Annotated in this window: 17 protein-coding genes and 1 pseudogene; 15 read left to right on the top strand and 3 right to left on the bottom strand. The window is 37.0% G+C overall.

Annotated elements, in window-relative coordinates; translation table 11 throughout:
* Positions 1 to 12 precede the first annotated feature (12 nt).
* The 13 genes and pseudogenes from AB4865_RS00330 to tig all read left to right on the top strand — a co-directional run bounded on the left by AB4865_RS00330 (position 13) and on the right by tig (position 15,163).
* Positions 13 to 3,054 (top strand): TAT-variant-translocated molybdopterin oxidoreductase, encoded by a 3,042-nt coding sequence (locus AB4865_RS00330; protein ID WP_372473749.1) that lies wholly within the window; start codon positions 13 to 15, stop codon positions 3,052 to 3,054.
* 34 nt (positions 3,055 to 3,088) lie between these two features.
* A complete protein-coding gene (gene nrfD / locus AB4865_RS00325; RefSeq protein WP_372473748.1) occupies positions 3,089 to 4,492 on the top strand; it encodes an NrfD/PsrC family molybdoenzyme membrane anchor subunit in 1,404 nt (467 codons plus the stop codon).
* A gap of 6 nt (positions 4,493 to 4,498) precedes the next feature.
* Positions 4,499 to 5,023, top strand: coding sequence for a DUF3341 domain-containing protein (locus AB4865_RS00320; protein ID WP_372473747.1), 525 nt, complete (start codon positions 4,499 to 4,501; stop codon positions 5,021 to 5,023).
* A gap of 10 nt (positions 5,024 to 5,033) precedes the next feature.
* On the top strand, positions 5,034 to 5,588 hold the full coding sequence (locus tag AB4865_RS00315; protein ID WP_372473746.1) for a cytochrome c: 555 nt from the start codon (positions 5,034 to 5,036) through the stop codon (positions 5,586 to 5,588).
* Between the two features lie 25 nt (positions 5,589 to 5,613).
* Positions 5,614 to 6,939: a quinol:cytochrome C oxidoreductase gene (locus tag AB4865_RS00310; RefSeq protein WP_372473745.1), complete on the top strand. Its 1,326-nt coding sequence runs from the start codon at positions 5,614 to 5,616 to the stop codon at positions 6,937 to 6,939.
* Positions 6,940 to 6,957: 18 nt separating this feature from the next.
* Positions 6,958 to 8,178, top strand: coding sequence for a cytochrome c oxidase subunit II (locus AB4865_RS00305; protein WP_372473744.1), 1,221 nt, complete (start codon positions 6,958 to 6,960; stop codon positions 8,176 to 8,178).
* A gap of 35 nt (positions 8,179 to 8,213) precedes the next feature.
* The gene (locus tag AB4865_RS00300; protein ID WP_372473743.1) at positions 8,214 to 10,013 is read left to right on the top strand and encodes a cbb3-type cytochrome c oxidase subunit I; all 1,800 of its coding nucleotides are present in this window, start codon (positions 8,214 to 8,216) and stop codon (positions 10,011 to 10,013) included.
* A gap of 285 nt (positions 10,014 to 10,298) precedes the next feature.
* Positions 10,299 to 10,448 (top strand): hypothetical protein, encoded by a 150-nt coding sequence (locus tag AB4865_RS00295; protein WP_372473742.1) that lies wholly within the window; start codon positions 10,299 to 10,301, stop codon positions 10,446 to 10,448.
* Between the two features lie 515 nt (positions 10,449 to 10,963).
* Positions 10,964 to 11,368: a histidine kinase gene (locus AB4865_RS00290; RefSeq protein ID WP_372473741.1), complete on the top strand. Its 405-nt coding sequence runs from the start codon at positions 10,964 to 10,966 to the stop codon at positions 11,366 to 11,368.
* Between the two features lie 257 nt (positions 11,369 to 11,625).
* Positions 11,626 to 12,566 (top strand): annotated as a pseudogene (locus AB4865_RS00285) (ribose-phosphate pyrophosphokinase).
* A gap of 26 nt (positions 12,567 to 12,592) precedes the next feature.
* A complete protein-coding gene (locus AB4865_RS00280; RefSeq protein ID WP_372473740.1) occupies positions 12,593 to 13,195 on the top strand; it encodes a 50S ribosomal protein L25/general stress protein Ctc in 603 nt (200 codons plus the stop codon).
* Between the two features lie 182 nt (positions 13,196 to 13,377).
* Positions 13,378 to 13,710, top strand: coding sequence for a phage holin family protein (locus AB4865_RS00275; protein WP_372473739.1), 333 nt, complete (start codon positions 13,378 to 13,380; stop codon positions 13,708 to 13,710).
* Positions 13,711 to 13,840: 130 nt separating this feature from the next.
* On the top strand, positions 13,841 to 15,163 hold the full coding sequence (gene tig, locus AB4865_RS00270; protein ID WP_372473738.1) for a trigger factor: 1,323 nt from the start codon (positions 13,841 to 13,843) through the stop codon (positions 15,161 to 15,163).
* A gap of 213 nt (positions 15,164 to 15,376) precedes the next feature.
* Here tig and AB4865_RS00265 read toward each other — a convergent pair whose 3' ends face one another.
* Positions 15,377 to 15,577, bottom strand: coding sequence for a hypothetical protein (locus AB4865_RS00265; protein ID WP_372473737.1), 201 nt, complete (start codon positions 15,575 to 15,577; stop codon positions 15,377 to 15,379).
* Between the two features lie 41 nt (positions 15,578 to 15,618).
* Positions 15,619 to 15,858 (bottom strand): BRO family protein, encoded by a 240-nt coding sequence (locus tag AB4865_RS00260; RefSeq protein WP_372473736.1) that lies wholly within the window; start codon positions 15,856 to 15,858, stop codon positions 15,619 to 15,621.
* A gap of 390 nt (positions 15,859 to 16,248) precedes the next feature.
* Here AB4865_RS00260 and clpP point away from each other — a divergent pair, with 390 nt between their 5' ends.
* Together clpP and clpX are read left to right on the top strand one after the other, a co-directional pair.
* Positions 16,249 to 16,908: an ATP-dependent Clp endopeptidase proteolytic subunit ClpP gene (gene clpP / locus AB4865_RS00255; RefSeq protein ID WP_372473735.1), complete on the top strand. Its 660-nt coding sequence runs from the start codon at positions 16,249 to 16,251 to the stop codon at positions 16,906 to 16,908.
* 2 nt (positions 16,909 to 16,910) lie between these two features.
* Positions 16,911 to 18,149: an ATP-dependent Clp protease ATP-binding subunit ClpX gene (gene clpX, locus AB4865_RS00250; RefSeq protein WP_372473734.1), complete on the top strand. Its 1,239-nt coding sequence runs from the start codon at positions 16,911 to 16,913 to the stop codon at positions 18,147 to 18,149.
* Positions 18,150 to 18,198: 49 nt separating this feature from the next.
* On the opposite strand, the gene AB4865_RS00245 is transcribed toward clpX, so the two are convergent.
* Positions 18,199 to 18,429, bottom strand: coding sequence for a DUF1287 domain-containing protein (locus tag AB4865_RS00245; RefSeq protein WP_372473733.1), 231 nt, complete (start codon positions 18,427 to 18,429; stop codon positions 18,199 to 18,201).
* Positions 18,430 to 18,487 lie beyond the last annotated feature (58 nt).

The raw sequence follows: 18,487 nt of genomic DNA, 5'->3' as shown, positions 1-18,487 counted from the left end.
TATTTATATACAATGGCATCAAACAAAAAATACTGGAAAAGTGTTGAGGAGCTTAACGAGAACAGTTCTATTGTTGAGAGGCTAAGAAACAATGAGTTTGTTGAAGAAATTCCTACAGAAGATTTTCTTGGAGACGACAAAACCATGTCTTCGTCTTCTACAACTCGTAGAGACTTTTTGAAATATGTTGGTTTTTCAACTGCAGCTGCTACTTTGGCTGCCTGTGAAGGGCCTGTAGTTAAGTCGATTCCTTATGTAGTACAACCAGAGGAAATTGTTCCTGGGGTGGCTGACTATTATGCAACTACAATTGCAGATGGTTTTGACTTTACTAATATCTTGATTAAAACTCGTGAAGGGCGTCCTATTAAAGTAGAAAACAACAATATGGAAGGTACTATTACAGGGGCTAATGCTCGAGTACATGCATCTGTATTGTCTTTGTATGATAGTTTGCGTCTAAAACAACCTAAGATTGAAGGGAAATCTGCGTCTTGGGATGAAGTAAATAATAAAATCGCTGCTGATTTGAAAGCAGCTACTGGACAAATCGTGGTATTGACAAATACTACGGCTTCTCCCTCTACTAAAAAGTTGATTGGAGAATTGTCTTCTGTATATACTAATGTTAAACACATCATCTATGATGCAGTTTCTTCTGATGCTGCATTGGATGCTTACCAACAAGTTTACGGTGAAAGAGCTTTGGCGGATTATGATTTCCAAAAAGCGGATGTTATCGTTTCTGTGGGTGCAGACTTCTTGTCTGACTGGCAAGGTGGTGGATACGACAGCGGATATGCTAAAGGTCGTGTACCTAAAAACGGAAAAATGTCAAAGCACATTCAGATCGAGGCAAATATGTCTTTGTCTGGAGCAAATGCTGATAAGAGAATTCCTCTTACTGTAGCTGAACAAAAATTGGCTTTGGTAAAAATATACAACATCATCACAGGTGCTTCGGTTGCTGTAGCTAATACAAAGGCGGATGCTGAAATCGTAAAAGCTGCTCAACAGTTGAAATCTGCGGGAAGTGCCGGAGTTTTAGTTTCTGGTATCGATGATGTAAATGCTCAATTGTTGGTGTTTGCTATCAACAGAGCATTGAACTCAAATGCTTTCGACCCTGCAAAACCTAAATATGTAAGAGGTGGAGACAGAAAAGCTGTAACACAATTGGTAAAAGACATGAATGCCGGTGCTGTATCTGTATTGATTATGTCTGGAGTAAATCCAGTATATTCATTATATGAAGGTGCTGCTTTTGCAGAGGGATTGAAAAAAGTAAAAACTTCGGTTTCTTATACTTTGAGAGAAGACGAAACAGCTTCATTGACTACAATTGCTGCGGCGGCTCCTCATTATTTAGAGGCTTGGGGTGATGTGCAAATCAAAAAAGGACATTACTCTGTAACTCAGCCTACAATCCGTCCATTGTTTACTACTCAACAATTTGAAGAAGGAGTATTGGCATGGTTAGGGAAAACAGAATCATACTATGATTATATCAAAGCTACAGGAGTATCTTTGGTAGGTGGTTCTTGGAATAAATTGGTTCACAATGGTTTCGGAACTTTCGTTGCTGAAAATTCTGTAGTAGGTACACCTGATTTCTCATCTGCTGCTGTATCATTGGCTACTGCAAAAGTTGCTGGTAGTGAGTTGGTATTCTATACTAAAGTAGGTATGGGAGATGGGCAACAAGCAAACAACCCTTGGTTGCAAGAGTTTCCAGATCCAATCACTCGTGTGTCTTGGGACAACTACATCACAGTTTCTCGTGTAGATGCTGAAGAATTGGGTATCAAAAACTGGAATGTTGCAAACGGTGGTTTGAACGGATCTTTGGTAAATGTAAAAGTTGGAGATAAAGTATTGGAAAATGTTCCTGCTTTGATTCAACCAGGACAGGCTAAAGGTACTTTTGGTATTTCTTTCGGATACGGTAGAAAATCTGCGTTGAAAGAAGAAATGCAAGTGGGTGTAAATGCTTACTCATTGTACAAAGATGGAGTAGGAGTACAACCTGTATCTATCGAAGTTGTAGGTGGTGAACACGAGTTTGCTTGTGTACAGTTGCACAATACTTTGATGGGTAGAGGAGACATCGTAAAAGATACAACATTAGAAATCTTCAATACACAAGATGCGAAAGTGTGGAATCCAAAACCACATGTATCTATTGACCACCAAATGGTAGAGGCTTCTACAGTAGATATTTGGGAATCATTTGATAGATCAGTAGGGCATCACTTTAATTTATCTATCGACTTGAATTCTTGTACAGGATGTGGAGCGTGTGTAATTGCTTGTCATGCTGAAAACAATGTGCCAGTAGTAGGTAAATCAGAGGTGAGAAGATCAAGAGATATGCACTGGTTGCGTATCGATAGATACTATTCGTCAGAAGATACGTTTGCAGAAGATGTAACTACGAAAAACGCTGCAAAAGGATTGATGGAAAACATCGATATGTTCCAAAACTTGGAGCATCCAGCAGACAATCCACAAGTTGCATTCCAACCTGTAATGTGTCAGCACTGTAACCACGCACCATGTGAAACGGTATGTCCGGTAGCAGCTACATCTCATGGGCGTCAGGGACAAAACCATATGGCATACAACCGTTGTGTGGGTACTCGTTACTGTGCAAACAACTGTCCTTACAAAGTCCGTCGTTTCAACTGGTTCTTATATTCTCAAAATTCGGCATTTGATTACCACATGAATGATGATTTAGGAAGAATGGTGTTGAATCCAGATGTAAATGTTCGTTCAAGAGGGGTTATGGAAAAATGTTCGTTCTGTATCCAATCTACACAAGAGGTAATTTTAAGAGCAAAACGCGAAGGAAGAAAAGTATCAAAAGGAGAATTTAACGATGCTTGTGCATGTTCGGCAGCTTGTTCGAGTGGTTCGATGGTATTCGGAGATGTAAACGAGAAAGAAGATCCAATCGTAGCATTGAAAGAAGACGAAAGAGCATATCATTTATTAGAGCACATTGGTACACAACCAAATGTAATCTATCAAGTAAAAGTTAGAAACTCTTAAGAAATTAATATTAATTAGAAACATATAAAGGATTATGTCGTCACATTACGAAGCACCCATTAGAAAACCTTTAGTTCTTGGTGATAAAAGTTATCACGATGTAACTGTAGATGTTGCAAGACCTGTAGAAGGACGTGCTAATAAACAATGGTGGACTGTTTTTACCATTGCATTGGTAGCTTTCCTTTGGGGAGCAGGATGTATGGTATATACTATTACAACAGGTATTGGTACTTGGGGATTGAATAAAACCATCGGATGGTCTTGGGATATTACCAATTTTGTATGGTGGGTAGGTATCGGTCACGCGGGTACACTTATTTCGGCTGTATTGTTGTTGTTCCGTCAAAAATGGAGAATGGCAATCAACCGTTCGGCAGAGGCTATGACTATCTTCTCAGTAGTTCAGGCTGGTTTGTTCCCAATCATCCATATGGGGCGTCCATGGATGGCGTTTTGGGTATTACCTATGCCAAACCAATTTGGTTCGTTGTGGGTAAACTTTAACTCACCATTACTTTGGGATGTATTTGCGATTTCTACTTATTTATCTGTGTCATTGGTATTCTGGTGGACAGGTTTATTACCCGATTTCGCTATGTTGAGAGATAGAGCTATTTCGCCATTTGCAAAAAGAGTATATTCAATTTTATCATTCGGATGGTCTGGTAGAGCAAAAGATTGGCAACGATTTGAAGAAGTTTCATTGGTATTGGCTGGATTGGCTACTCCATTGGTACTTTCTGTACACACGATTGTATCATTTGACTTTGCTACATCGGTTATCCCAGGTTGGCATACAACCATCTTACCTCCGTACTTCGTTGCGGGAGCGATTTTCTCAGGATTTGCCATGGTAAACACCTTGTTGATCATCATGAGAAAAGTGGTAAATTTGGAAGACTATATTACTATCCAACACATCGAATTGATGAATATCATCGTTATGATTACTGGATCGGTAGTAGGTATTGCCTATATTACTGAGTTGTGGGTAGCATGGTATTCAGGAGTAGAGTATGAGCAGTATGCGTTCTTGAACAGAGCAACAGGACCTTACTGGTGGTCATACTGGTTGATGATGACTTGTAATGTAATTTCTCCACAAGTTATGTGGTTCAAGAAAGTTCGTACATCAATTATGGCATCGTTTGTAATTTCATTGGTAGTAAATGTGGGAATGTGGTTTGAGCGTTTCGTAATCATTGTTACATCATTGCACCGTGATTACTTGCCATCGTCTTGGACAATGTTCCAACCAACTTTTGTAGATGCGGGTATCTATATTGGTACTATTGGATTCTTCTTTGTATTGTTCTTGTTATACTCAAGAAGTTTCCCAGTAATTGCACAAGCAGAGGTAAAAACTATATTGAAATCGTCTGGAGATAATTTCAAAAGAGCGAGAGAAAACGGAGAAGATTCACATAATCACTAATATATTATGAGTACAAAAGTTATACATGCGTTATACAATGATGATGATGTATTAATGGATGCAGTAAAAGCAACAAGAGCTGCTCATCATCACATCGAAGAAGTGTACACACCCTTTCCAGTACACGGTTTAGACAAAGCAATGGGATTGAAACCAACTCGTTTAGCGATTTGTGCCTTTATTTATGGGTTGTGTGGATTGTCATTCGCTACATTTATGATGAACAATATCATGATTCAAGATTGGCCACAAGACATTGGAGGTAAACCAAGTTTTAGCTATATTCAAAATATGCCATCATTTGTGCCTATTATGTTTGAGCTTACTGTATTTTTTGCAGCTCACTTGATGTGTATCACTTTCTTCTTGAGAAGTAAGTTATGGCCATTCAAAAAAGCTGAAAATCCAGATGTAAGAACTACAGACGATCATTTTTTGATGGAAGTAGCATTGTATGGAAACGAAGAAGAAGCATTGGAGTTTTTCAAAAACACTGGTGCTGTAGAAGTAAAAGTAACCGAAAAACATTAATAAGTAGAAAATGAAGAATATTTTTAAATTTATAGCACTTGCTGGAGTTTCAACATTGGCTACTTCTTGTTTTAATAAGGAAAAACCAAATTATCAATTGTTTCCAAATATGTACGAGTCGGTAGCTTATGAGACTTATTCAGAGTCTGATGCTTTCAACAACGGAAAAGAAGGACAATTGCCAGCTAAAGGATCAGTTCCAAGAGGATTTGACCCTTATGAGTACGAAGATTCAACAGAAGGTTTGGCAGCAGCTAAAGCCAATTTAAAAGCTCCTTTCGACTTGAAGAATCTTTCAGATGCAGATGTAGCCAAAGCAAAAGAATTATATACAATTTATTGTGCATTGTGCCACGGAGACTCTGGAGATGGAAAAGGAACTTTGGTGAAAAAAGAAAAATTCTTAGGGGTTCCAAACTATGCTGAAAGAGAATTGACAGAAGGAGGTATTTATCATGTAATCACTTACGGATTAAACTCAATGGGTTCTCACAAAAATCAATTGTCTCAACACGAAAGATGGTTGGTTACAGCTTATGTTTTAAAGCTAAAATCAGAATTATAAATATAAATTTTTTGAAAGTTTAGATATGTACACATTTTCAAACAAATTAAAAACCTTTTCTATTGTACTAATGGTTTTAGGACTTTTGGGAATCGCTTACGGTTTTATTACTACTCCTAAAACAGTAGAACAGGTAGAGCAAATCTTAGCTGACCAACACCACGGACATGATGATCACGCTCATCATGCAATGGATGCTGCTCATGCAGACCCAGCTCAATTTAAAGCAGAACAAGAGGCTCATCACAAACACTTGGAGCATGTGTTGCACCAATTGCAAAACAAACCTTGGGCTGCAGTTTATGTAGGAGCCATTTTCTTTATGTTGATTTCTGTTGGGGTTTTTACCTTCAATCAAATTCAATACGCAGCATCTGTGGGATGGTCTCCAGTATTGTTTAGAGTAATGGAAGCATTGTCAACTTATATGTTGCCAGGATCTATTTTGTTTTTCTTGTTGTTATTGGCAAGTTCTATGCACATCAACCACTTATTCATTTGGATGGATGCTGATGTAGTAGCAAACGACCCAATCATCCAAGGAAAACAAGGATTCTTAAATGTACCTTTCTTCTTGATCCGTGCAGTAGCATTCTTAGGAGGGTGGAACTTGTTTAGATATTTATCTCGTAAAAACTCTATCGCTTTAGATGAGTCTGGAGATGTAACTTTCTACAAGAAAAACTTCAAATTGGCAGCGGGATACTTGGTGTTCTTTATCGTTACTGAGTCGATCATGTCATGGGATTGGATTATGTCAATCGATACACACTGGTATTCAACATTGTTTGGATGGTATGTATTTGCTTCGTTCTTCGTAACAGGTATTACTATCATTGCTTTGACTACTTTGTATTTGAAAAACAACGGATATTTAGAGTTTGTAAATACTTCTCACATTCACGATTTGGCTAAATTTATGTTCGGTTTATCAATCTTCTGGACATATCTTTGGTTCTCACAATTCATGTTGCAGTGGTATTCAAACATTCCAGAAGAGGTAACTTACTACATCTTCCGTATTGAAGAATACAATTTATTGTTCTTCGGAATGTTAGCTTTAAACTTTGCCCTGCCATTGTTGTTGTTGATCAACACAGATTTCAAACGCCTTTCTTGGATTGTAATCATGGCAGGAGTTTGTATCATCGTAGGACATTACATCGATTTCTTCGTAATGATTATGCCAGGAACAGTAGGAGCTAACTGGTTTATCGGAGTAGCTGAGCTTGGATCAGTATTATTCTTCGGAGGATTGTTTATCTTTGTATCGTTCTCAGCATTGGCAAAAGCTCCATTGTTGGTGAAAAATCATCCAATGATTGAAGAAAGTAAACATTTTCATTATTAATATTTAAACGATAAACCTATGTCGAGTTTATTAATTTTAGTAATCGTAGCTTTATTAGGAATTGCAATTTGGCAATTGACTAAGATTTTTGATATTACGCAATCTACTGGAGGAAAGAAAGATTGGACGTCAGAAATTGCTACAGATAAAGACAACAACATCAACGGATATTTGATGTTTGGATTTTTAGCATTTATCTATATTTTCACTATTTACAGTGTTGTAAAATGGGGATATATGCCATTGATGAGCGATGCAGCTTCAGAACACGGTGCAGATTATGACAATCTGATGTGGATTTCGATGGGTATTATTTTCTTTGTACAATTCCTTACTCAGTTTTTGTTGCACTATTTCGCTTTCAAAAACAGAGGACATAAAGATAAAAAAGCGATATTCTTTGCAGACAACGATCGTTTGGAGTTTATCTGGACTATCATTCCTGTAATTGTCTTGTCGTTATTGATTCTTTACGGATTGTTTGCATGGAACAAAATTATGCACTACGACGAAGAGGAAGAAGTTATCTATGTTGAAGTGTACGCAAAACAATTTGGTTGGGATTTCCGCTATGCAGGTGATGACAACACTTTAGGTAAAGCCAACGTGCGTTTTATCGACGGCGTAAACGCTGTGGGTGTAGATATGTCAGATCCAAACAGCCAAGACGATAGAATGGCGAAAGAATTGTATTTGCCAGTAGGTAAAAAAGTAGTGTTCAAAATCCGTTCTCAGGACGTATTGCACTCTGCTTACTTCCCTCACTTTAGAGCACAGATGAACTGTGTGCCAGGTATGGTAACACAATTTGTTATGGTGCCTACAATTACTACAAACGAAATGAGACAAAGAGACGCTGTAGTAAAAAAAGTAAACGAAGTAAACAAAGCACGTCAGAAAAGAAGTGCTGAATTGGTTGAGCAAGGACAAGAAGGCTTAGAACCTTATGTATTTGATTATATCTTGTTGTGTAACAAAATTTGTGGTCGTTCGCACTACAACATGCAAGCAAAAGTGGTGGTTGTAGAACAAGACGAATTCAAAAAATGGTACAATCAATTACCAGTTCTTGGAAAACAAGTAGCAGAAGAAAAAGCAGCTGCACAAGCAGAAGCAGATAAATTGGCTGCTGCACAAGCAGAGGCTGAAAGAATAGCTGCAAAAGTAGAAAAAACAATCGTAGAAGAAACAGAAGTAATCGTAGATGAAACTGTGTCTGCAGCGAATGTAATCAACTAATCAGTAATAACTCACTAATATTAAAATAAATTAGTATGTCAGCAGTAGGACACGAATTAACACACGATCATGCACATGATCACCATCATAAAGAGACTTTTATCACAAAGTACATCTTTAGTATGGATCACAAAATGATTGCTAAGCAATTCTTGATTACAGGTATTGTGATGGGAATCATTGGTATCGTAATGTCATTGCTTTTCCGTATGCAAATCGCTTGGCCAGAAGAGTCTTTCAAAGTATTCTCTTGGTTATTGGGCGAAAATTTCGCACCAGGTGGAGTAATGAGAAATGATATTTACTTGGCGTTAGTTACCATTCACGGTACTATCATGGTATTCTTTGTATTGACAGCAGGATTATCGGGTACTTTCTCAAACTTATTGATTCCATTGCAAATTGGAGCTAGAGATATGGCATCAGCTTTTATGAACATGCTTTCATTCTGGTTGTTCTTCTTGGCTTCAGTAATTATGTTAGCTTCATTGTTTGTAGAATCAGGACCAGCATCTGCAGGTTGGACGATTTATCCTCCACTTTCTGCGGTAGAACAAGCCATTCCAGGTTCGGGTACAGGTATGACTTTATGGTTGATTTCAATGGCTATATTCATCGCTCAATCTTTGATGGGGTCTTTGAACTATATCGTTACTGTATTGAATATGCGTACAAAAGGTATGACTATGACGAGAATGCCTTTGACAGTATGGGCGTTGTTTGTAACAGCAATTATCGGGGTAGTATCATTCCCAGTATTGTTGTCAGCAGCTTTGTTGTTGATTTTTGATAGATCATTCGGAACATCATTCTTCTTGTCTGATATCTACTTGGCTGGAGAGGTGTTGCACTACCAAGGGGGGTCGCCAGTATTGTTTGAGCACTTGTTCTGGTTCTTAGGACACCCTGAGGTATATATCGTAATCTTACCAGCCATGGGTATCACATCAGAAGTTTTGTCTGCAAATGCTCGTAAGCCAATCTTCGGTTACCGTGCGATGATTACATCAATCTTAGCCATTGCGTTCTTATCAACTATCGTATGGGGTCATCACATGTTCGTATCAGGTATGAACCCATTCTTGGGGTCGGTATTTACCTTTACCACATTGTTGATTGCAATTCCATCGGCAGTAAAAGCATTTAACTATATCACTACGATTTGGAAAGGAAACTTGCAAATGAACCCTGCGATGTTGTTCTCGATCGGTTTCGTATCGACATTCATCACAGGAGGTTTGACAGGTATCATTTTGGGAGATTCTACATTGGATATTAATGTGCACGATACTTATTTCGTAGTAGCGCACTTCCACTTGGTAATGGGTATTTCTGCATTGTACGGAATGTTTGCAGGTATTTACCACTGGTTCCCTAAAATGTACGGTCGTATGATGAACAAAAACTTGGGATACATCCACTTCTGGGTAACAGCAGTATGTGCGTATGGAGTATTTTTCCCAATGCACTTCATCGGATTGGCAGGATTGCCACGCCGTTACTATACCAACTCAGCATTCCCAATGTTTGATGACATGGTAGATGTGAATGTTTTGATTACAATGTTTGCATTGATTGGAGCGGCATTCCAGTTGGTATTCTTGTGGAACTTCTTCTATAGCATTTTCTATGGTAAGAAAGCAACACAAAACCCTTGGAGAGCAACTACGTTGGAGTGGACAACACCAGTAGCGCACATCCACGGAAACTGGCCTGGAGAGATTCCAGAAGTACACCGTTGGCCTTATGATTATTCAAAGCCAGGGTATGAGGAAGATTTCGTACCACAAAATGTACCTTTGAAAGAAGGAGAAAAAGACGGAGGAGCTCATTAATCCTCCCACAGATATAAAGGAAACCACCCGAAAGGGTGGTTTTTTTATTCTCCTTCTTTATTAAGGAAACCCTTTAGGGTTCATCGAAACCTTATTGTAAAAAAACCACTATTCATCTCAGACTTTTTTTAAAAGTAAATTAATAAAAATGAAGTCAGAATGATGTAACTTTGGTGTCAAAATAATATCATTATGAGAGCAACAGAAGTAAAAACAATGACTTTGTGAATATCACCAGCTTTGTATGAGCATTTGAAAGTTACAGCTAATAAAGAAAATCGTAGTTTGAGCAATTATGTTATAACCACTCTTTTAAAAGTTTCAAATTACAAAGAGCCAAACGAAAATAAACAAAAGGCTATTGATAAAGGAAGAGAAGAGTACAAAACAAAGTCGCTTAAGGAATATTCAGATGTAGATGCGATGTTTGATTAAAAAGCCATTCCGATTTGTTTTAGTTTGTAATAGAAGAGCATTTTTGTAAAAAATAATTTAGAAAATATCATCAAGTTTTATCTTTATTGACACAGAAATCATCATAACTTTTTTTTACACGCATTCCCCTTACTGAGAGGGTGCCTGAAAGTAACGCTCATAATCACAGATTTTCTTCTAAAAAGATATAAGAAAATGGTTTTTAAAAACGATTAAACCTACGGTTTAAAGCAGATAACCGCAGATTTTTGTTTTTTTGATAAATCAAAAAAACATCAGCGAAAATCAAATCAATAGCAAAAATCATAAAAATCTATCTTTTTACACCCCCCGGTCTGCGACCACCCCTTTTATCTCAGGATCCCATTTTTGGAAGGAATGGCGTTTTTGACCATAGTAGGAATGTGGTATTACAGCCCAGTTCGTACGGCAAAAATCAAGAAAAAATAAGAGGAAATCCAACAACAATTGATAGTAGAAGAGCAGTTGTCTGAAGTGCAATTACAGGCATTGAAATGTCAGGTCAATTCACATTTTTTTTCAATATCATTGGGTCGATTCAGTATTATATATTGATGAAAGAAACAAAATTGGCAACGAGCTATTTGGATAAATTTTCGACATTGATACGCACAACATTGGATTTTTCTGATGAAAAAGAAGTGAGTTTGTACGACGAAATCAGCTATTTGATACAATATATCGAAATAGAAAATTTGCGAAAGCAACCCACTGTAACTTTTGAATGTGAAATAGCCGAAGGTTTGGATATAACTCAAATACAGGTCGTGCCGATGTTGTTGCAATCCTTTGTAGAAAACTCGTTGATTCACGCTTTTCCGCCGTCGGTAGCCTCGCCAAAAATTTTATTGAAAGTACAGCGAAAAGGACTAACGAATTTTATTAGAACTTTCCGATAATGAGGTAGAATTTCAGTCTCACAAGTCAAAAACCTACGAATCGAAAGGGACGAGTATTGCTCACAAACGCTATCAGTTGAGTAGGCAGTCGTTGGAAAATCATATAGAAATCACATCATCAGACAAAGGAACCGTGGTGAGGTTGGTGGTGTAGGCTTGTGGTGGGGAGTTTCATTGAAAAAAAAATAGAACAACTTTACTATTAGATAAAAAAATAAGTTGTATCTTTGCCCTCACTAAAAAGATTCAGTATTCAAATGGCACATTTAGAGCAAGAAGCAAAAATTTTTGCATGTTCGCAAAGTAAAGATTTAGCAGAAAAAATTGCAAATTCTTATGGTATTCCTTTAGGGAATGTAATTTTGTCACATTATAGTGATGGAGAATTTCAGCCTTCTTTTGAGGAGTCTATCCGTGGATTGCGTGTGTTTTTGGTATGTTCGACCTTTCCATCAACGGACAATTTGATGGAATTGTTGTTGATGATTGACGCAGCAAAAAGAGCGTCTGCAAGACACATTACCGCAGTAATCCCTTATTTTGGATGGGCGAGACAAGATAGAAAGGACAAGCCAAGAGTGCCAATTGGTGCAAAATTGATTGCAAAAATGTTGGAAACAGCGGGTGCTACTCGTATTATGACAATGGATTTGCATGCAGATCAGATTCAAGGTTTTTTCGAAAAGCCAGTTGACCACTTGTTTGCATCGACAATTTTCTTGCCTTATATCCAATCATTAGGTTTAGACAATTTGACGATAGCCTCTCCAGATATGGGAGGAGCAAAAGAGCTCATGCCTATGCAAAACACTTGGGATGCGAAGTAGTAGTATGTTACAAACAACGCAAAAAAGCCAATGTGATCGAAACCATGGAGTTGATTGGTGAGGTAGAAGGAAGACATGTAATCTTGGTAGATGATATGGTGGATACAGGAGGTACTTTGGCAAAAGCGGCTCAAGTGATGCTTGACAAAGGAGCGTTGAGTGTTAGAGCCATTTGTACACACGCAGTATTGTCTGGCGGAGCTCATGACAAAATCAAAGAATCGGCATTGACAGAGTTGATCGTAACAGATTCGATTCCGTTGAAAGAACAAAATGACAAAATCAGAGTATTGTCATGTGCGGAGTTGTTTGCAGACGTAATGAAAATGGTGCAAAACAACGCATCTATCAGCGGGAAATTTATTATGTAATTTTATTAATTTTTTATATTTAACAAATGAAATCAATTTCAATCAAAGGACAAGAAAGAGAAAGCGTAGGTAAATCGTCTTCGAAAGCCGCACGTAATGCTGGATTGGTACCTTGCGTAATTTACGGAGGAGAGCAACCAGTACATTTCACAGCTGAAGAAAAAGCATTTAAAAACTTGGTGTACACTCCAAACGTACATACAGTTGCTATTGATTTAGGTGGAAAAACAGTTGATGCTGTATTGCAAGACATCCAGTTTCACCCTGTAACTGATAAAATCTTACACATCGATTTCTATCAATTGCATGCTGACAAAGAAATTACTATGGAAGTACCAGTAAAAGTAGTTGGTAACTCTAAAGGTGTAATGGCTGGAGGTGTATTGCGTTTGAACCAACGTAAGTTGAAAGTTCGTGCATTGCCTGCAAACTTGCCAGATTTCGTAGAAGCAGACATTACAGATTTGGAAATGGGTAACAAATTGTATGTAACTTCGTTGCCTACAGACAACTTCAAATTGTTGCACCCAGACAACACGGTAGTAGCTCAAGTACGTATCTCTCGTGCTGCGATGAAAGCCGCTCAAGAAGCTGCAAAAGCAGAAAAAGCTACAAAGAAAAAGAAATAATTCGATTCTTAATAGTATTCAAAAATCCTTTGTCGAAAGACAGAGGATTTTTTTTTACCACATAGTCACATAGATTTTTTTACAGCCAAAAAGTTTTTAATAAATGGTAGAGGAAAAAGATATTTGTTTTGTAAATAAAAAGCATTATATTTGAGAAATTATTCAACAAAAAAAGAAACATTATGAACACTATTATCAATTGGATATTGTCAGCAGTAATCGTATATGTGTTGGCAAATTTTTTGCCAGGAGCATCAGTAGATAGCTTTGGAACGTCGATTATTGTGGTTTTGGTATTAAGTATATTTAACTTGGTAATAAAACCTGTACTGCAATTTGTTTCCATACCGATTACATTTTTGACTTTGGGATTGTTTAACTTTCTTATCAACACTCTAATTGTTTGGATGGTATCAGGAATAGTCGATGGCTTTGAATTAGATGGGTTTTGGGTAGCCTTTTTATTTAGTTTTATCTTATCCATCGTACAAACTTTGGTAGTAAGCAAAGACTAAAAATTTTATATAAAAAGATAAATAGAAGGAAATGTGAAAATATTCAATATACTTTTCAGTTTCCTTCTTTTTTTTATCATATTAAAATAGTAACTTTGCAAATCTGAAAAAAATAAGTAAATCATTAGAAATGAATATCACTAAGAAAAATGTAGATGCATTAAATGCAGTGGTTACTGTAGAATTGGCAAAAGCTGATTTTGAAGGTAATGTAGAAAATGTTTTGAAAAATTATAGAAAAACTGCCAATGTGCCAGGATTTAGAAAAGGTCAAGTGCCTATGTCTTTGGTAAAAAAACAATACGGAATGGCAGTATTGTTTGATGAGGTAAACAAATTGTTGCAAGATAATTTGAATACATACATCAACGAAGAAAAATTGGAAATCCTTGGAAATCCAATTCCAGTTGTGAAAGATGTAGATTGGGATGCGGATGTATTGTCATTCGACTTTGAATTGGGATTGGCTCCTGAGTTTGCTGTTGAATTGGAAAATGTAAAAGATGTAAAAAAATTCAACATTGTAGCAGACGAAACTTCAATCGACGAGCAAGTAGAATATATTCAAAAACAATACGGAAAAATCAACAAAAAAGAAGAAGTTGCAGAGGAAGATACTCTACGCGTAAAAGTTACAAACGAAGCAGAAGGCATCGATAACGAATCTTCATTTGAATTGTCAGAAATCCGTACAAAAACCAACCAAAAGAAATTCATCGGTAAAAAAGTAGGTGATGTAGTTACACTTTCTACTAAAGGATTGTTTGAAGACGAGCACCGTTTGATGGATGTGTTGAAAGTAGATCACGACAAAGTACACGGATTGGATGTAGAGGTTGCTTTTGAAATCAAAGATGTTTTCAACCAAGAGAAAGCAGAATTGAACCAAGAATTGTACCACAAATTGTTTGGTGAAGGAAAAGTTTCTAGCGAGGAAGAATTGAGAGCAAAAATCAAAGAAGAGGCTGAAAAACAATTTGCTTCACAAGCTGATAACCAATTTACAAGTGCGGTAGTTGATTATTTAGTTGAAAATACAAAATTTGAATTACCAAAAGAATTTTTAGTAAAATGGTTGCAAACTGTAAGCGAAAAACCATTGACTGCTGAAGAGGCTGAGGAAGAATACAATAAATCTGAAAAAGGATTGCGTTATCAATTAATCGAAGGAAAATTGATTACAGGAAATCAGTTGCAAAATACTTTCGAAGATATCAAAGGGTACGCTTCAAACTTGATTAAAGAGCAAATGGCAATGTTTGGACAAGCAGAGCCTACAGAAGATCAAGTAGAAAACATCGTTGCAAGAGTACTTTCAAATCAAGATGAGGTGAAGAGAATTTCGGAGCAATTGATCAACGAAAAATTGTTGAAATTGTTCTCTGAAAAAGTACCTTCTACAGCAAAAGAAGTAACTTACAAAGAATTTGTAAAAGAAGTTTACGGAGAGTAATTGATATTACGATATTATAATAAAGCCACGAATTACAAGTATGTAATTCGTGTTTTTTTTGTTTGTTATTCTATTTTTTTGATAGTCTTTTCTTCAAGTTGTTTTGCGTTTTGGTTAGTAACTATCTTTTTGTCTGTTTTTGTCTTTTATTTCTCTTCGTGTATTCCCTGTAATTGTAATACATTGATTTTCAATTGTTTTTCTTTTGGTGAATCAAGTTTCTTTTTTCTCTTTTGAAAACTCAGTGGTTGTAGCTTCTGCAAGCACATTGAGTACTAATTCCAAATTTTTCATATGGTCTCGAAGATTCTCTTTTTTCAAATCTTTGAGTTGTTTGTATTGCTTGGTTGTATAACCACTCCATACTTTGGTGATTTCATCAGTAAGAATAGCATATTCTTGCCCTTTTTTCACTCCTCGTTTTTCCTATTCATCGGTAAGTTCCTTACGAACTTCTATGCTTTATTATCGTTGATAATCCACTCTTTGCTATAGCCTTTTTTTAGATAAGTTTCCATAAGGCGGTCGATTCCTATTTCTAGATCTTCGATTTTGTCAATGCGTTCTCGTCCTATTTGTGCGAGCCACATTTTAAAAGGCTCAGCTTTTGGAGACGGAATAGATTGAATCAAGCGAAAAAGTTGTTCTGTATCAGCGACATCTGTTAGACGCATTTTGCCGTCTCTTACAAGCATTTTCAAACCCGTGACAGTTTGTCACGGTTTCATTACCTTCTTCTTCTAATCTCTGTTTCAAATTACGCCAATATACTTGAGTATCTACGCTTTCCGTCAAAACTTCAACAACATCTACAATAGAGAAATACCATTTTTCTTGTTCGTTATCCCAATGTGTGCGAACTTTTTTCTATTCAAATAATTTGATGCTATTTTCCTTGTTTATAATTTAAAATTTTTTGGTTGTAGTTTTACTAAATTATTACAAATCTATAAATAATTAACCTAAACCTCCTATCTACTTATTCATTTTTTACTTATTTTTGCGTAGTTTTTATATGAAAATAAATTTCAAGGAAAGTAAATTTGTATAAAAAATAATATCCAATATTAAATAATAGTATAGCAATGAATCTCGGAAAAGAATTTAAAAAATATGCAACTAAGCATCACAAAGTAAATAGTTTGTATTACGATAAAATCGTAGGAAGTATGACTCCATACATCATCGAAGAACGCCCAATGAATATCGCATCGATGGATGTATTTTCTCGTTTGATGATGGACAGAATCATCTTTTTAGGAACAGGGGTAAATGATTATGTAGCCAATATTATCCAAGCTCAATTGTTGTTTTTGGAAAGTGTAGATGCGAGTAAAGATATTTCGATTTATATCAACTCGCCAGGTGGTAGCGTATATGCAGGATTGGGAATCTATGATACTATGCAGTTTGTAAAACCAGATGTTGCAACCATCTGTACAGGTATGGCGGCATCGATGGGAGCGGTATTGTTGTGTGCTGGTGCTGAAGGAAAAAGAACTGCGTTGCCACACTCTCGTGTGATGATTCATCAGCCATCTGGAGGTGCTCAAGGTGTGGCTACAGATATGGAAATCAATTTGAAAGAAATGTTGAAATTGAAAGAAGAATTGTACCAAATCATTTCTAAACACTCAAAACAGCCGTACGATAAAGTATATAAAGACTCTGAAAGAGATTATTGGATGCGTGCAGATGAAGCTAAAGAGTATGGAATGATAGACGAAGTATTGATCAGAGAATAATTATGGCAAAAAAAGGAACAACCTGTAGCTTTTGTGGCAGACATGAAGACAATCAAACTTTTTTGGTGTCTGGAGGAGAAGCAAATATTTGTAATCATTGTATTGCTCAAGCTCATCAAATCGTGATGATGCAAGATGACTATCAAGAAGGGGCAAATGCAAAATTTTCTGAGGAAATTCAATTGAAAAAACCTGCGGAAATCAAAGCCTTTCTCGATCAGTATGTAATAGGGCAAGACCAAACCAAAAAAGTACTTTCGGTAGCGGTGTACAATCACTACAAGCGATTGATGCAGGAGCAAACAGATGATGAGGTAGAGGTAGAAAAGAGTAATATCATCATCGTAGGTCGCACGGGTACTGGAAAGACATTGGTTGCCAAAACTATCGCTCGTATGCTCGATGTGCCTTTGGCAATTGTAGATGCTACGGTATTGACAGAAGCTGGGTATGTTGGGGAAGATGTAGAAAATATGTTGACCAAATTGCTTCAAGCAGCTGATTATGATGTAGCAAAAGCTGAAAGAGGTATCGTGTTTATCGACGAAATCGACAAAATTGCCCGTAAGAGCGACAATCCGTCGATTACTCGCGATGTGAGTGGAGAAGGGGTGCAGCAGGCAATGTTGAAACTACTCGAAGGTACGGTGGTGAATGTACCGCCAAAAGGAGGAAGAAAGCATCCCAATCAGGAGTTTGTGCAAATCAACACCAAAGACATTTTGTTTATCGCAGGGGGAGCCTTTGACGGAATCGAACGTATCATTTCTAAGCGTATGAACTTTCAAGCGGTAGGTTTTTCATCTTCGATAGAAGCAGAAAAAGTAGATACAGAAAATCTATTGCAATACATCATTCCAAAGGATTTGAAAGATTTTGGTCTGATACCAGAAATCATCGGAAGGATGCCTGTGTTGAGTTATATGGATCCGTTGACCAAAGATACATTGCGTAGCATTTTGACAGAGCCGAAAAACGCTTTGGTAAAGCAATATCAAAAATTATTTGGAATAGATGGCATTCAATTGACCATTACAGATGATGCCTTGGATTTTGTAGTTGAAAAAGCCTTGGAATACAAATTAGGAGCCAGAGGATTGCGTTCATTGTTAGAAGCGATTCTTACCGACCCAATGTTTGAATTACCAGGAAAAGAAGTAACAGAATTTATCGTAGATAAAGAATTTGCTTCACAGGCTTTGGATAAAAATTTATTAGGAAAATTGGCAGTAGGTCAATAAAAATAGAAAACTTCGCTAGAGTGTTTGCTTCAGCGAAGTTTTTTTATGTCTAATCTGCAAATTTGTAGCGATAATGACCAGTGATGGTGTAGTGAAACAGCATCTCTTCGGCTACCTGATCGCCACCAATGTTATGAACAACTTTGTAGCGTTTGCCGTCTCGTGATTTTTGATTGACAACGATACCGATATGCGGACGATTGCTGGGGCGCATCCAAGTAACGATGTCTCCTGGTTTGTAATCTTTGCCGTTTTGAGTAATGGGCAGTTTTTTTGCCAAACTTTTTGAAAAACACTTGTAGATTGGGTACTCTACGATGGTCTATGTTTTTGTCGGG

The sequence above is a fragment of the Capnocytophaga sp. ARDL2 genome (assembly GCF_041530365.1).
Classification (GTDB): Bacteria; Bacteroidota; Bacteroidia; order Flavobacteriales; family Flavobacteriaceae; genus Flavobacterium.
This window is presented reverse-complemented; position numbering and strand designations above follow the sequence as displayed.